Here is a 13,843-nt window from a genome sequence, read left to right as displayed (position 1 = left end):
ATTCGTTATTGAGTAAGCAAACCCGCATCAATGACAAATTGGCCCCCCGTTACGTAGCGTGCGTCGTCGGAAACCAGGTAAAGTACTACTGCTGATACGTCTTCCGGCTCAACCGAGTAAACCTCCGAAAGATTGACCGTGGTTTTCGGAGAACCGTTGAACACGGCAACTTGCTCAGATTCAGAAATCAATCCCTCTTTTGAAGAAATATTTTCGGAGGTCGGGTGAATAGAATTTACCCGGATATTATGGGGAGCCAGCTCAATGGCCCAGGATTTGGTGAGGCCAACCAGCCCCCATTTTGACGCTACGTAGTGACTCAATCGGTTCAATCCGCGAAGGCCTCCAACCGACGAATTATTGATAATAACTCCTGCGTGCTGCCGAATCATAACCGGTATTACGTGCCGGGCCACCAGCCAGCCTCCTTTCAGATTTACGCCAACGGTTTCATCCCACTCATTTTCAGCTAGTTCGTGTGCAGCCGCATATACACAGCTATCCGCGTTATTAACTAAAATATCTATGCGACCAAAGTTACCAATTGCTCGCTCGACTGCATATTGAATCTCATAATCAGTTCGTATATCACCCGTTACAGTCAGACACCAGCGATCCAGTGCTTCAATATCCTGCTGAAGCAAGGTAAGATCGGGTAACGATTTCGCTACGTCAAACGCTACAATGTCAGCACCTTCGCGACCCAATGCTGTCGCTATTGACCTACCTGGCTCGTGCGCTGCTCCGGTAATAAAGGCGACTTTCCCGTTTAACTTCCCCATAATTTATTGGGGAAGTGCACGTAGCAGCTCTTCAGAATCGGTAAAACCTTCAAAATTTTCGTCCAGAAAATGATATTGAAGCTTCCGAAAACGGTCAATTACATAAATTGCCGGGATATACACATCTTCGGAAATGCCCGATACTCTATCCCAGATGGGATCTGTTTCCGAATAAACCCCGAACCGACGAGCTACTGCATTACCGGCATCGTGTGCCATGAGCATGTTTGATATATCGGTTTGACGAGCAAGAAGCCGGGGATTTTCGTTTGTGAAGACAACCAGTTGTCCGCCCTCTTCATGAAGTTTAATAGCCAGTTCGGTCAACGCCGTTAAGAATGGGCGTGCGTAGGCTCCCCAGCAAGGGCAATAAAAACTCACGACGACTGGGCCAACCTCCAGCAAATCGGGCAGATAAAGCGATTTGTCCGAAAAATCGTTCGTAAACAAGGTTGCCTGCCACGAGTCGAGGGTATTGATAAGCGTGAAAAAAGGTGCCAGTTCGCCCGTAACCAACGGATTAGCGCGTTCAACAGGTTGCCGATCTTTAACAACCACTCCGCGAATGTCTCCTAATTCATTAACCATTTCCAGTGTCATAATACGATCAGTCTTGTGTTTGATCAGAAAAGCAACGTGTATGTTGAAAAAATCCCTTAATCTATATATTAACTAGATTTATTCAGTAAATAAATAAGCCATTTTTATTGGCTTATTTTAATTTTCATTTCCTGCGGAACAGAGATTGAGTACAAAGATTACCGACAAATTTAAGTTATCCAAATAAAACGTAGAAAAAAGATTATCAACCATTTACCCTATTAATCTATCGAAAACAGGGATTACTCTATATAACCAATAGTTTTTCCAGAAATTACACACAAATCGCACTGGTTAAATGCCTTTTCATAGATCAAAAATTCGCTGTTTATTTAATCCAGCTCACCTTTTTATCCAGCAACGGATAGTGCTTCTCGAGTTTGGTTAGGGTAATATGCAGGGAGTCGTTCGATTCATTCAGACCTGCCAGCTCAAACGTAGCGGGCGTTGGTTGTTTATACAATAACGTAATTCGTTGGGTCGTATCGACTCGGTTTTTGAGGGTAAGAATTTGATGAACGGTATCCGCTTCATACCCATAATATAGGCGACCTACGTTTCCATAATACTCGGTGGTACGTGCCTTATTTTCCGTATTAAGCGCCCTCGACTGGAGCCGCTCGATACTGATCGTATTGAATTTCTCGAACACTACGTTCTGCCAGCGAAGCGAATCCAGTGGAGAATATGGGCGTTGCTGGTGATTTATCGCAAACGATGATACGTCGTAATATCCCGCAAACGTAGCAACACCCTCAGTCATCGGCAGTTTAAACGTCTTTCCGGCTGCGTAAACCCGGCTATACTCGTAGCCCCGATAAAGCAGGAACACAAGAATAAAACCTGTTTTCAGCGTAATTCGTGCTACACGTTGCCAGTTATACTGAAAATGTGGAGGAGAAATTTCGGGGATGAGCGCCGGACGATGGCGAATCAATAAATCATAGAAGCGGTGCCGATCGCGCGCTAAAAGAATTAATGCCAGCATTAGAATATGCAGACTCGTAAGCTCGACACCGGCATCGTAGCCAATATTAACGAACCAGATTGGTACCAGAATAGCTACCATCATCAGCGCGCCCAGCGTTGTTGTAGCCCGAAATAGAACTAATACCGTAGCCACCAGTTCAAATATGCCCGCAAATACCTCAAAAACAGGCGAAACACCCGTCGTTAGCCAGTACAATTTCCCCGGCGTGAAGTTACCCAGATTTGTATTTAATTGGCTAATTGTTGGGAAAGGCATCTGCACGGGCAGCACTTTCGCTACGGCAAACCACGACATACGTAGCGCCAGCGAGTAACGTACCAGCGTATAGAACCAATACGTTACAACGCGATAATCCCGCCGATTCCGATCCAGAATCGTCCAAATCGTGCCCAACGCGAAACAACCAGCCAACGTAATCAGCCAGCCGATATAGTTTTTACCATCGGCATTTGAAAAAAACCACGGATTGTTCTGACTCAGTACGTCCAGATACCGCCACGGATAATCGGTTGTTGAAAAACCTTTACCAAAATCCTGCTGATAAAAACTGGGATTGAACGGAATGGCCGTCAGGATGGCATACGCAAAAAAAGACCAGAATGTAATTTTTTCAGCTGTTGTCCAGCCGGAGGTTCGCCTGATTTTAGGAGCTTCAGTTACCATGTATTAATACGTGCAGGTTTAGCAGAAAGAGATTAATGAATGATTGATAACGTAGTGGTGTCGGGTTCTCAAACCCGACACCACTACGTTATCACATCTTATTCCGATTGTTTGCTCGGTTTTACCGTTGCCGAAGCAGTAGGTGTGGGTTCAGCAATCAGTTCATCAAGATCTTTGTTCCATTTGGAAACGTAGTCCTTGAAATAATCGCCCGTTACTTCGCCGGTATAGCCTGTATGAATCTGACGAACTTCGCCTTTCCGATCGATTATAATTGTTGTGGGGAATGCCATCATCTGATTGAGGGCAGGTAATTTGTCAGACGCCACTTTTTTATCGGCAATACCGCCAAACAGAATGTCATACTCGATGCCGTATTTCTTTTGCAGCGTTCCCAGCGTGTATTTGGCATAGGCCAGATCGTCTTTCTGCTCAAAACCGATGGCAATGGCTTCTACACCCCGATTTTTGTTCGCTTTGAACCAGGGCGAGAGGAAAGCCGTTTGGTCGGTACAGTTGGGGCACCAGGTACCAATGATTTCAACGATAACAACTTTGCCTTTATATTTATCGTCCGATAGCGAAACTGGCTTACCGTTTAGGTCGGGCAGGGTAAAATCCAGCTTTTTGTAGCCTTCTTTCAGGTACGTAAGTTTGTATGGATCAGGCAGTTCAGCTTCTTTGTTCTTTGCTCCGTCGAACTTGGTGCTGTTGTAAATACCCGAACTTATTTCGCCCGTAATAGAGCCGTCTTCGTTGATTTTCCCCCGATACACCCGTGGGTTTGGCCCCGAAAAATGCGACAGCACAAACTCATCGCCCTGTACGACTCCTTCCAGTTCGCGGCTATCACCCACGGTCGACATCACTACGCCCGTTAGTTTATTTCCTTCCTGCTTCAGCAGTGCTACGTTATCGGGTAGCTTGGCTTTACTGTAAATCTTCAGATCCCATTTTCCGGTCAGATTGTGTTTGGTAGCCAGCTCTTTACCTTTCTCGACAAACCGATAATCCTTGCCATGCTCCGCAACGAACGGCAGCGAATTTCCCCGAAAGCCGGGCACCAGACTGCGATACTCACCCGATAGCCGCCCGTCCGACTCAACCTTCGCCACCAGTGCGGCATCGTAGGTGTTCATTTTGACGAAAATAGAATCTCCACCAAGCGAGGTCACTTTAAAATCATCCCGACGCGTACCGTTCAGAAGTGTCAGAACCGGATGATCTTTATCTTTCGCATTGTATTCAAAGTTGAACGGGATTTTCGTTTCACTGATCACGAATTCACCCCGCCAGACGCCTTGTTTAGGAGCCTTGGAACCAACTCCCGGCCCATCTGAGCCATACGACAGGCCACTGGCTAACGTAGCGCCCGCCAGAACCACTCCTTTAATTGTTTGAGAAACGTTCATAGATGTAAAAAAATAAAGGTGAAAGTGTACGCAGGCCCTTCAACTTTCTTATTGATCAGCGACTTACACAGTTCAAGCCAGCACGGCTACGTTTGTGTAAATCTGATGTATTACGTCGGTTAATCGACTGATTTCTTCCAGTGTATTGTTTTTACTCAGCGAAATGCGGACATGTTCACGCCCGGCTGGAGCGCCAATAGCCGACAATACGTGCGAGCCTGCTCTGGTCAGATTTGAGCAGGCGCTTCCTCCCGAAACGGCAATTCCCGCTTTGTCGAGTCGGGTTACCAGCGAATCACCATCCGGCAAACCTGGGAAGCTAAGGCTCAACACCGTCAGCAAGCCGTCGGCGGGTGAGTTCCCCTGCCCGTTGCACTGAACGTCCAGATCTGAGGCAATCAGTTGTTGAATGAGTGACTGCTTTAAATCGTATAAATGAGCCTGATTCTGCGCTAAATCACGAAGACTGATTTCCAGCGCTTTTGCTAAACCAATGATGCCTGCTACGTTCTCCGTTCCGGGTCTGATGCCCCGCTCCTGCCCGCCCCCTTGCCACAACGGAGGCAACGAATGCGTTCGTCGGGCATACAAAAACCCAACTCCTTTGGGGCCATGAAACTTATGCGCTGATCCAACCAGAAAATCGACAGGAGCCTGTTTGAGATTAAATCGGTATCGGCCCATTGTTTGAACCGTATCGGAATGAAAGAGGGCTTTATGTTCCCGACAAAGCCAGCCCACACTGTCAATATCCGTCAGATTACCCAGTTCATTATTGCCGTGCATTAAACTGACGAGGGCACCGGGGTACCGTTCCAACAGTCTTTCCAAATAGTCCCAGTCGAACCGCCCCGTAGCATCTACAGGCAACCAGTGTACCTGAATCTTGCGCCGGTTTTCCTGCTCTTTTAACGTACTTAAAACGGCCTTGTGCTCAACCGGACTGGAAATAACGTGCCGAAGGTTATAGGCATGAATACTTCCCACCAACGCGATATTGTCGGCTTCGGTAGCACAGGCCGTAAAAACGATTTCGTCGGGATAAGCGCCTAGTAAATCCGCAACGGTACGCCGGGCTTCTTCCACAGCCTGACGAGCCTGCCGCCCCTGTCGGTGCAATGAAGATGGATTTCCATACTGACCGGACAGATAAGGCAACATGGCTTCCAGCACCTGCGGGTCAAGCGCTGTGGTTGCGGCATTATCAAAATAGATTTCCATAACGACAACAAAGGCAAAAAAGGTGAAGGAAAGGTTGAGTCATGGTTGGGATAGTTTCGCTGATTTAGTTACGGTTGAACCGGGTGTTCGATACGTTGAATCGCAACAGATGCTGCGCTGCCCGGCACACCATTTGTAAAGACCGTATAAATTTTTCCTGATTCAAACGTGAGGGATTTGGCCTCTCCAACTGCCTGTCCACCAACCCGGCTGGCATTTAGCGTCAACGTTCCGGCATCTACCGACACAAACGGCCCTAGCGAAAAAGCGTTGAGCGTTTCGCCCGACAAGGCTGAATTTGCCGCCCGCCCATACGAGACACTGGTGAATAAGGCTGTACCGCTCGATGTTCGCACATCTAAAGCGCCAACACCCGGCGACAGATTGACAAAGCGTACTTTAGCCTTACGAGCCGCTGGTGCTTTCAGATCATCGTAAAACAGAATCAGCGAATCACTGGCTGCGTTTGCAGTTCGAGCCGCGAATACCGTGTGATAGAACGTAGCAATTGGGCCATTGGGTCGACCGGTAGCAGTGAACGTAGCACTATTGCCGAACTGCTGCGAGGCTTTATAACTGGTTGAACTGCCTTCCGTAAAATTGATTTGTACGCTGCCAAACACCGTAGCCAGATACGGTGATGCCTGATTGACAGCCACAGGCGAAGTCGTCACCTGCGTCGTAAATGTCCAGAATTGAAGTGGCGTGTTAACAGGACGCGCATTGACAAAACGAACCTGCGCGTTTAATGGCGGACGGTCGGCGGCATTTATATCCAGATAATCCGCTTTGTTGCAGCCAGTTAGTGATAGCAGTAAACTACTTCCCGACAAAAGCACGCCAAGCGCTGACAGGGGTCGGGATAGAAAAGAATGTGATTTTGGTTTCATAAGAACAGACTGTGGAAAGTTGGCTTAAAAACGGGCAAGCAAACGAGCAAACGGCTGTATACCAGCGCTCCCGTTCTGAATTCCGATAATACTTGGGTTACGTAGTGCGTCGAGTTTTGGGTCGGTATAATCGCCCAATTCGTTCAGGAGGTTGTTTACCCCAACCGTTGCCTGAAGGGATGACGAGAATTTATACCCAACCGATACGTCGGCCACCCAGATGGGACGTAGCGTCTGGAAGAAATAATCAGGTCGGGGGAACGTAGCGTTCAGGGCCGAAGCCGTGGTCACCGATCCAAAATAAACCGCACGTGCCAGATAGGTAAACTTGCCTTCGGTATAAATTCCCTGAATCGTAATTTTCTGACCGGGAATATGAGTCGTTACGCGGGCTTTTTCGCCTTCGTTGAAAATAATGTACTGGTAAGCTTCCAGCCCTTTTGGCGTGTTTACACTAGTTACTTCGTTCCTGACAAAATTCCCGCCGACCAGCAACGACAGATTTCCCCGATAAAACGGCGTCCGGTAACTACCCGTAAACTCGATGCCTTTGGTCCGTGAGCTAAAGGAATTATAGAAGAACTTTGCCTGCGTAGTGCCTGTCTGTACAAACAGATTACGCACTTCCAGCGGAAGATTCTGGTCAGTTGCTGAGAAATTGCCCGTATTACCCACCCGGTTCGCTACGTCGACCTGATACGCATCGACAGTCAGCTCCAGATTACGTAGTGGCTGAGCCGTAACACCAATCGCATAACCCGTTGATCGTTCGGGGGTTAATTTCGGAAAGCCCAATGCCCGTGTAGCTGCACTGGTGTTGGCCGCCGTCACCTGATCGATAGCTCGCCCCTGCTGAAACGACGTAGAGGTTTCGGTATAGTAAAACTGCGCCAGATCCGGAGCCCGGAAACCGGTGTTATACGAACCGCGGACACCCAGCCGGTCGGTGATACTGTAGCGAGTGGCTAATTTATAGGTTGTTACGTTGCCGAAGTCGGAGAAATTCTCAATCCGTAGAGCGCCCGACAGCAACCAGTTTTTAGTCAGACTGGCTTCCAGATCAACGTAGCCAGCCACAATAGACCGTGCTACGTTCACTTCGTTAGATGGCCGAAAACCAGCATGAATCTGCGAACCGGGCGACAAGCCATTCAGGGCAATGCTACCGATGTTGTTTAGGTACGTAACGCCGGTTGTAGTGGTGTCGATTTTGTAAATGGTTTTCAAATCACCTTTCGAATAAGACGCTTCTTCTCCGGCAATAATCTGATACGTCTCAACCCGATACTGTGCCCCAAACGCTACGTTGACGCCCTGCAACGCCTTATCGAAGTAGCGGCTGAAATCCAGGCTACCCGTGTTCTGACTAGCGTTGTATTTTCCTGCATCAAAGGTGGTCGGGCTTTTCAGGCCCAAACTGGCGTTGATCGAATTCGTGATGTCGTTTCCAAAATCGTTCCGGCCATACACATTCGATAAATCCACGTTCCAGCCTTTTATCTTCCCTTTGATGCCAAACGCCAGCGATTTATCGGTAATGGTGTTTTCCATGTTCGGCAAAAAGCCATCAGGATACAAAAACGAGTTATTACGTTCAGTCCAGCCTGGCAGTCGATACACCGCCGTAAACTGCGAACTCCGGTGGCTGATACCTCCAAAGGCATAGACCTCAGCGTTCTCTTTCAGGGGAATCGCAGCATTGAAAAACAGTAGCGCGTCTTTCGCTTTGTTGGAACCACCGGCACGTCGGTCGAAAAAATGGCGGTCAATACCCCGGCTGGCCAGTATGGCTTCGTCGATTTCTTTGGTGTAAATCGCGTCATAGGCACGGGTATTGGCCCCTCCACCGTAAATAGGGCCCAGATATAAACCAGCGTCGTCACGGCCGGGCAGTAAGGCAATCGCCTGTGTTGCAAATTCAGCCGTAGCATTCAGATAGCCGCCGTTTTTACCTAATGCAAACCCGTAATTGGCACTGGTTCGGGTGGTGGTTCCATCGCCCCGACGGCGTGTACTGGCTGTTGCGCTAAGGGTAAGCTGATCGACGTCTTTCCGAAGCACGATGTTAATTACCCCAGCAATGGCATCAGACCCGTACTGCGCGGCTGCACCGTCCCGCAGAATTTCGACCCGCTCAATGGAGGCTGTAGGAATAGCGTTCAGGTCATAGCCCGTTGCGCCGTTGCCCAGTCCGCCCCAGTTGACGTTGCTGCTTTTGTGCCGACGTTTTCCGTTGACCAGCACCAGCACCTGATCCACTCCTAATCCCCTCAGTTGAGCCAGATTAAGGGCCGAACCCGCGTCACCGGCGTTACTGCCATTGACCGAGTGAAACGAAGGCGATACGTATTGAAGCAGTTGGGTAATGCTTACCTGCGGAGCGGATTCCTGCAACGGTTTTAGATCAATCACGTCGACCGGTACCGGCGAATCGAGCCGGGTGCGACTGGCATTACGTGACCCAACCACCTGCACCTCGCCCAACGTTCGGGTAGTGGCTATCAGTTGAATATTGATGGCAATTTGTGACCCCAGCGAAACTTCCTGTGTATCAAATCCGATGGACGAAAATACGAGAACAGATTCGCCCGGCAGCCGTATGCTAAATCGGCCTTCGGCATCGGTCGATGTGCCTACCGTGGTTCCTTTTACGGTGACCGATACGCCGGGCAGTACAGCCCCATCGCTGGCAGCGGTTACCTGCCCCGACACTGTACGTTGCTGTGCGTAACCCGACGAGACGAGAAGAGTAAATAAAAGTATAAGTGCGTGTTTCATTCGGTTGTTCAGAGGATTGTGCCTACCCAACCGGCCCTGATCAGTAGGCCGGTTGGCGTGGTAGGACTTGGCGAAAAAATAAACTCAGGGAAATGCGGGAACATACTCCGGCAGACCGACTCTACGGATGCAGAGTCGGCTGACGCAGTGGGAACTACTAACCTATCATGACAAAACGTAAGGTTTTTTATCGCTTGTTATTTTTGACAAACCGATCATCGGTTAACGCCTGAAGAAAGGATTCCAGATCGGTCAGTTCTTCTTCGTTCAGATTCAGTGGTGCGCTTAACGATAAATCACGGTTATGGCTTCCTTTTACAACGGCATCGGGCTGGTTATAATAATCGAGTACCTGCCGCAGGGTTTTGAACATACCATTATGCATATACGGTGGCGTCAGGGCTACATTCCGCAAGCCGGGCACCTTGAAATGACCCATATGCGTGCTGTCTTTCGTAATAACATACCGTCCAGCATCCTGTAATTTCTGCCCATCATACAAGCCAATGTTTTTGAACCGATCGGCGGTAAAATCCTCCCCGGCGTGGCAATTGGCGCAATTCGCTTTGCCGATAAACAGGATTCGTCCGCGCTGTGCCGACGCTGATAAAGCGGCATCGTCGCCGTTGACAAATCGATCATAGGGCGTATCGCTGGTTTCGAGCGTTCGCTCATAGGCACTTAATGCCTCCGCCAGTGCCTTTTCCGTTGGCTTTTGCCCGAAGAGCCGTTGAAAAGCCGATGCGTAAACGGGACTTTGTTCTAACCGGGCTACAGCTTCGGCGATGGGCAGATTCATTTCATTGGGGGCGGCAATCGGCTGAAGAGCCTGCATTTCTAAGGACGACGCACGCCCATCCCAAAATAAATGAATTCGACCTGCCAGATTCATCGCCGAAGGTGTATTCCGGTCGGTTAGTTTCCCGCCTACGCCTAGGCTAAAGCGGGCGGTATCGGCAAATGCCAGTTCGGGTTTATGACACGACGCACAGCTAATGGTTCGATCAGACGATAAGATGGGATCAAAGAAAAGCTTCTCGCCCAACTGTATCTTTGTCTGTGGCTCATTGTCCAACGTTACCGGACGAAAAGCAAGGCTTAGCCCGAATAAACTCAAGCTACTTATCAGTAACAGACTTCTTTTCATGAATGACAACGACGTAATGGTTTCCCTACACGCTAGTTACTGACCTCAGGGAACACTAAACCCAAACCGCTGCTGAAAGGGTATACACAGCCCTTGCTTCTCGCTGCAATACTGCCCCTGAATAATTCCCCGAACGCCATAATCTGGTTTAAGTACGCGGATTCGCTGACGAAATTCGGCCTTGGGCGTAAAATAAGACACTTTTACGTCCCAGGTCTTATCATTTTTCCATTGCGGAGCAATCGGCTGAATCGAACCAACCAGCTCGAACGTATCATCGGGCATAAACTCGAACGTAGTAGGCTGTGGCCCAATATCTGCCTTAAAATCAGATGAGTAAACGAGCCAGTCTTTATCCAGCGTAGCCGTAAAAACCAGATCAATCTGATCTCCGGGTTCCAGTATACGCTCGTTAAGCTTGGCCGGGAACGTAGTAAATTTCCATTGTGCCACAACTGGTTCATCCGGGTCCTGAACCTGACGGGCTCCAGTCAGTAGCACCGTCAGAAAAAGGATCGGCAAAAGACGTAAGAAAAAAAGAGGAAGGCTTCTAACGGTATGCATATACGCAAGCGGTCAACCGCTACCAGTTAACGTAGCGAAGTGGTCTGTTTGCTTTGTAAAAATGTTTGTTGATGAAGTGTCGTCGTCGTTTACCGGCTGGCCACGGTGGTTGTGGGCGTAGCAACTAACGTAACGTCAAGCGTGAAGTCGTCGTAGATGGCTTTATCGCCTATGTTTTCAAAATAGTTTTTAGAACGGTATTTAATATCATACTTGGTCCGGTCGACGGTTACGTTTGCCGTTGCCGTAAGTTTACCATTTTCGGACTTTAGTTGCGTCGGGAATTTTATATCGTTTGTAATGCCCTTGATGGTGAGTTTGCCTGCTACGTCGTATTTACCGTCACCGGTTGGGGTGGCTGACGAAATCACAAAACTGGCCGTCGGGTGTTTCTCTACCGAGAAGAAGTCTTCACTTTTTAGGTGACCAACCAGTTTGGCGTTGTTGCCCGCGTCCGTAATATCGGTAACTGTCAGCGCTTTCAGGTCAATGTCAAAGGAACCACCTTTCAGTTTACCATTTTCCAGCACTAACGATCCACTACGTATAGGCGCGGTTCCGGCATGTTCACCCGTTACTTTTTTAGCTGTCCAGTTGAGTTTACTTTGCTGAGCATCGACTTTATAAGCAGCTTCTTTACCTTTTTTTGTCGGTGGCGTTACGGTTGATGCGAACGAAACAAGCGACAGAGCGGCTAGGCCGAAGAGAAGTTGACTGATCTTTTTCATGGTTTTGTTGGCTAATTGATGGAAATAAAACGTGGTGATTGATTGATGTTTCTAGGGGTGGTTGTGCTACGTCAGGAGCTTGAACAGCAACGTATCTGTACATATCCCGTTTACTTTTTTGGAGTACGTAGCGTTCGCCATAAACATACTTATCCTATTGAATTTATAGTTTAAATCAATTCAATTAACGATGGCTAAACGTATGCACACTGATACCGATTTAGCTCAGGTTAATCGCGTTGTTAAACAATACGGGAGTCAACAGTTTGCCAGAATGGTTGCTTGTAAGAACTGATCTTGATCAGCGGGGCACGAGAAGAACTGAATTGACATGGTTGTAAATTTATAGTTTTGAGTTTAGCAGGCATTTCGATGCCTACACCAACGAGCAAGCGTTTGCCTGTTTTAAGCAACAGACCTTTACTCGTCGTCTATAAATCCACAGCTACTTTGCAGGTAGTAATTGTAAGATGTCGTAAAGGTAATCCTCTCTTTTTTTTATTTCCAAACTTAATCTATAAAATAAATAGAAAATATCTCAACAAATTAAAAAAATCAAATAATGTATCCGAATAAATCAAAATATTAGTCTATCGAAGTTTAGATATTCGATAGACTAATACGTGATATTATTGATAGTCAGCAGGTTAATAAAACAAACGTTTAAACTACGGTTTAGCTAGAACGTAGCATCTTATGACAAACCTCACTTCAATACGGTAAAATCGGTAATTCCTTCGAGCAGCGGCTGCCATTCGGCGGGGGTTCGGTACTGGCGGAAATTGAATAGTCGATGAAAGGTCAGGAAATTGGAATCGTGCTGATTTTTCGCTCCTCCATCTGCATCGTCATACGCCGTTCGGCTTGCTACTACTAAATCGTTACCATCGAATTGCCAGTCGACATACTGAAATCCATGATGATCTACATCCGGGTTATACAAGAAGATTCCATGAATCGACCATGTTTCCAGATCGGGCGAAGAAATAAGCACTTGAGCATTACGTACCCGCTCACGACGAGAACTCCGATGTTTCGGAAGCGCGTAGTTGGTCAGCGTGAAGTACCGTTTGGTTTTAGAATCATAACGAATCGTAAACTTTTTGCAGGCTCCTGGCAATTTGATAAACTTGACGGTGGTGGAGTCAGCCGTTCTGCCGTCGTTGCTCACCCGATACGTAGCAGCCTGATCGTCGTCGGTATTGTTAACGCGCAGGATGTTCCAAATCTCTCCGTTCGGGTTTTGTACTACGTTGCCTTCCAGCCAGGCATTGCCCGGTTTCCAATCGGTGCGATTGTATATCAGCCGGGGAGAAAACGACCAGTTTTTTGTATCCAGCAAATCCGCATCGACCGGTGCCGACGCAACGAAACTCTGAAAATTGCCCCAGCTCGTTGTTGGTACGTTCACTTCCATCCCTTTCCAGACACGTCCTTTCGCAATTAATACGGGTACCGACGCACAGTGATATCCCTGCCCCTCCCCTAAAATTCCCTCTTCAACCTGACTCCATTGATGACCACCATCGGTAGAGCGTCGAATCGACATGCGTCCATATTCCTTTGTGGTACCTAGCAGATACAACTCGCCTTTGTTGACAAACAACGTAGCCCACCACAGGCTGTCGAGTTCGGCAATTTTCTGCCAGGATTTGCCTCGATCGGCCGATTCGAAGACATGCGTATGCTGAGGTGTTAGTCCTTTTCCAAATATATCATGGGAAGCAATGTATTTTCCATTACGTAAGATCACGATACTCGGCGACCCCAGAAAGTTGTTGGCCGACTGCGCCAGATGGTCAATCACGACACCCGGCACATCTGGAAATTGCTGGGCGTTTGCGGTAACAATACTCAAATGTAGGTTTATAAAAAATGAACAGCTTACTACAAAGATGTTTAGTGACTTCATCGAAAAAAGAGGTTAAGAACTTGGTCAGGGATCAGAGAATTGGTCCGAATTTCGGAAACATTGATCAGACAAACATAGGCTCTTATTATTTTCCACTCAATGTTCGCTATGTCACCACGTCGCTGGTGTCAAGTATATACTTTTCAATTTTTGCC

General features: G+C 47.9%; 11 protein-coding genes. All 11 read right to left on the bottom strand.

All coding sequences use genetic code 11. From position 1 onward, the window contains the following. Nucleotides 1–5: 5 nt before the first annotated feature. The 11 genes from ACYVD4_RS07590 to ACYVD4_RS07540 all read right to left on the bottom strand — a co-directional run bounded on the left by ACYVD4_RS07590 (nt 6) and on the right by ACYVD4_RS07540 (nt 13,634). Nucleotides 6–782 carry an SDR family oxidoreductase gene (locus tag ACYVD4_RS07590; protein ID WP_460944044.1) on the bottom strand — a complete coding sequence of 259 codons (777 nt, stop codon included), beginning with the start codon at nt 780–782 and terminating at the stop codon, nt 6–8. A 3-nt stretch (nt 783–785) separates the two neighbouring features. Then, nucleotides 786–1,382: a redoxin domain-containing protein gene (locus ACYVD4_RS07585; RefSeq protein WP_460944042.1), complete on the bottom strand. Its 597-nt coding sequence runs from the start codon at nt 1,380–1,382 to the stop codon at nt 786–788. A 328-nt stretch (nt 1,383–1,710) separates the two neighbouring features. Next, complete coding sequence (locus tag ACYVD4_RS07580) at nt 1,711–3,036, bottom strand: hypothetical protein (RefSeq protein ID WP_460944040.1); 1,326 nt, start codon at nt 3,034–3,036, stop codon at nt 1,711–1,713. Nucleotides 3,037–3,134: 98 nt separating this feature from the next. Continuing rightward, a complete protein-coding gene (locus ACYVD4_RS07575; protein WP_460944038.1) occupies nt 3,135–4,448 on the bottom strand; it encodes a peroxiredoxin family protein in 1,314 nt (437 codons plus the stop codon). Nucleotides 4,449–4,520: 72 nt separating this feature from the next. Next, nucleotides 4,521–5,669, bottom strand: coding sequence for a cysteine desulfurase family protein (locus tag ACYVD4_RS07570; protein ID WP_460944036.1), 1,149 nt, complete (start codon nt 5,667–5,669; stop codon nt 4,521–4,523). 68 nt (nt 5,670–5,737) lie between these two features. Continuing rightward, a complete protein-coding gene (locus ACYVD4_RS07565) occupies nt 5,738–6,559 on the bottom strand; it encodes a DUF4397 domain-containing protein (protein WP_460944034.1) in 822 nt (273 codons plus the stop codon). 24 nt (nt 6,560–6,583) lie between these two features. Next, complete coding sequence (locus ACYVD4_RS07560; protein WP_460944032.1) at nt 6,584–9,337, bottom strand: TonB-dependent receptor; 2,754 nt, start codon at nt 9,335–9,337, stop codon at nt 6,584–6,586. A gap of 187 nt (nt 9,338–9,524) precedes the next feature. After that, the gene (locus ACYVD4_RS07555; RefSeq protein ID WP_460944030.1) at nt 9,525–10,484 is read right to left on the bottom strand and encodes a cytochrome-c peroxidase; all 960 of its coding nucleotides are present in this window, start codon (nt 10,482–10,484) and stop codon (nt 9,525–9,527) included. Nucleotides 10,485–10,529: 45 nt separating this feature from the next. Further along, nucleotides 10,530–11,048, bottom strand: coding sequence for a protein-disulfide reductase DsbD domain-containing protein (locus ACYVD4_RS07550; RefSeq protein WP_460944028.1), 519 nt, complete (start codon nt 11,046–11,048; stop codon nt 10,530–10,532). A gap of 89 nt (nt 11,049–11,137) precedes the next feature. Next, entirely contained in the window at nt 11,138–11,776 is a 639-nt protein-coding gene (locus ACYVD4_RS07545) for a YceI family protein (protein ID WP_460944026.1), read from the bottom strand. A 706-nt stretch (nt 11,777–12,482) separates the two neighbouring features. Beyond that, on the bottom strand, nt 12,483–13,634 hold the full coding sequence (locus ACYVD4_RS07540; RefSeq protein ID WP_460944024.1) for a sialidase family protein: 1,152 nt from the start codon (nt 13,632–13,634) through the stop codon (nt 12,483–12,485). Between the last annotated feature and the right edge of the window lie 209 nt (nt 13,635–13,843).

Source organism: Spirosoma daeguense, from assembly GCF_054776875.1.
The sequence above is the reverse complement of the archived record's forward strand: the minus strand, read 5'-3'. Positions and strand labels throughout refer to the sequence as shown.

What these genes read in the sequence shown, in the direction of transcription:
- ACYVD4_RS07575 (WP_460944038.1), bottom strand. Translation starts at nt 4,448, where the DNA reads ATGAACGTTTCTCAAACAATTAAAGGAGTGGTTCTGGCGGGCGCTACG.
- ACYVD4_RS07560 (WP_460944032.1), bottom strand. Translation starts at nt 9,337, where the DNA reads ATGAAACACGCACTTATACTTTTATTTACTCTTCTCGTCTCGTCGGGT.
- ACYVD4_RS07570 (WP_460944036.1), bottom strand. Translation starts at nt 5,669, where the DNA reads ATGGAAATCTATTTTGATAATGCCGCAACCACAGCGCTTGACCCGCAG.
- ACYVD4_RS07565 (WP_460944034.1), bottom strand. Translation starts at nt 6,559, where the DNA reads ATGAAACCAAAATCACATTCTTTTCTATCCCGACCCCTGTCAGCGCTT.
- ACYVD4_RS07585 (WP_460944042.1), bottom strand. Translation starts at nt 1,382, where the DNA reads ATGACACTGGAAATGGTTAATGAATTAGGAGACATTCGCGGAGTGGTT.
- ACYVD4_RS07555 (WP_460944030.1), bottom strand. Translation starts at nt 10,484, where the DNA reads ATGAAAAGAAGTCTGTTACTGATAAGTAGCTTGAGTTTATTCGGGCTA.
- ACYVD4_RS07550 (WP_460944028.1), bottom strand. Translation starts at nt 11,048, where the DNA reads ATGCATACCGTTAGAAGCCTTCCTCTTTTTTTCTTACGTCTTTTGCCG.
- ACYVD4_RS07580 (WP_460944040.1), bottom strand. Translation starts at nt 3,036, where the DNA reads ATGGTAACTGAAGCTCCTAAAATCAGGCGAACCTCCGGCTGGACAACA.
- ACYVD4_RS07590 (WP_460944044.1), bottom strand. Translation starts at nt 782, where the DNA reads ATGGGGAAGTTAAACGGGAAAGTCGCCTTTATTACCGGAGCAGCGCAC.
- ACYVD4_RS07545 (WP_460944026.1), bottom strand. Translation starts at nt 11,776, where the DNA reads ATGAAAAAGATCAGTCAACTTCTCTTCGGCCTAGCCGCTCTGTCGCTT.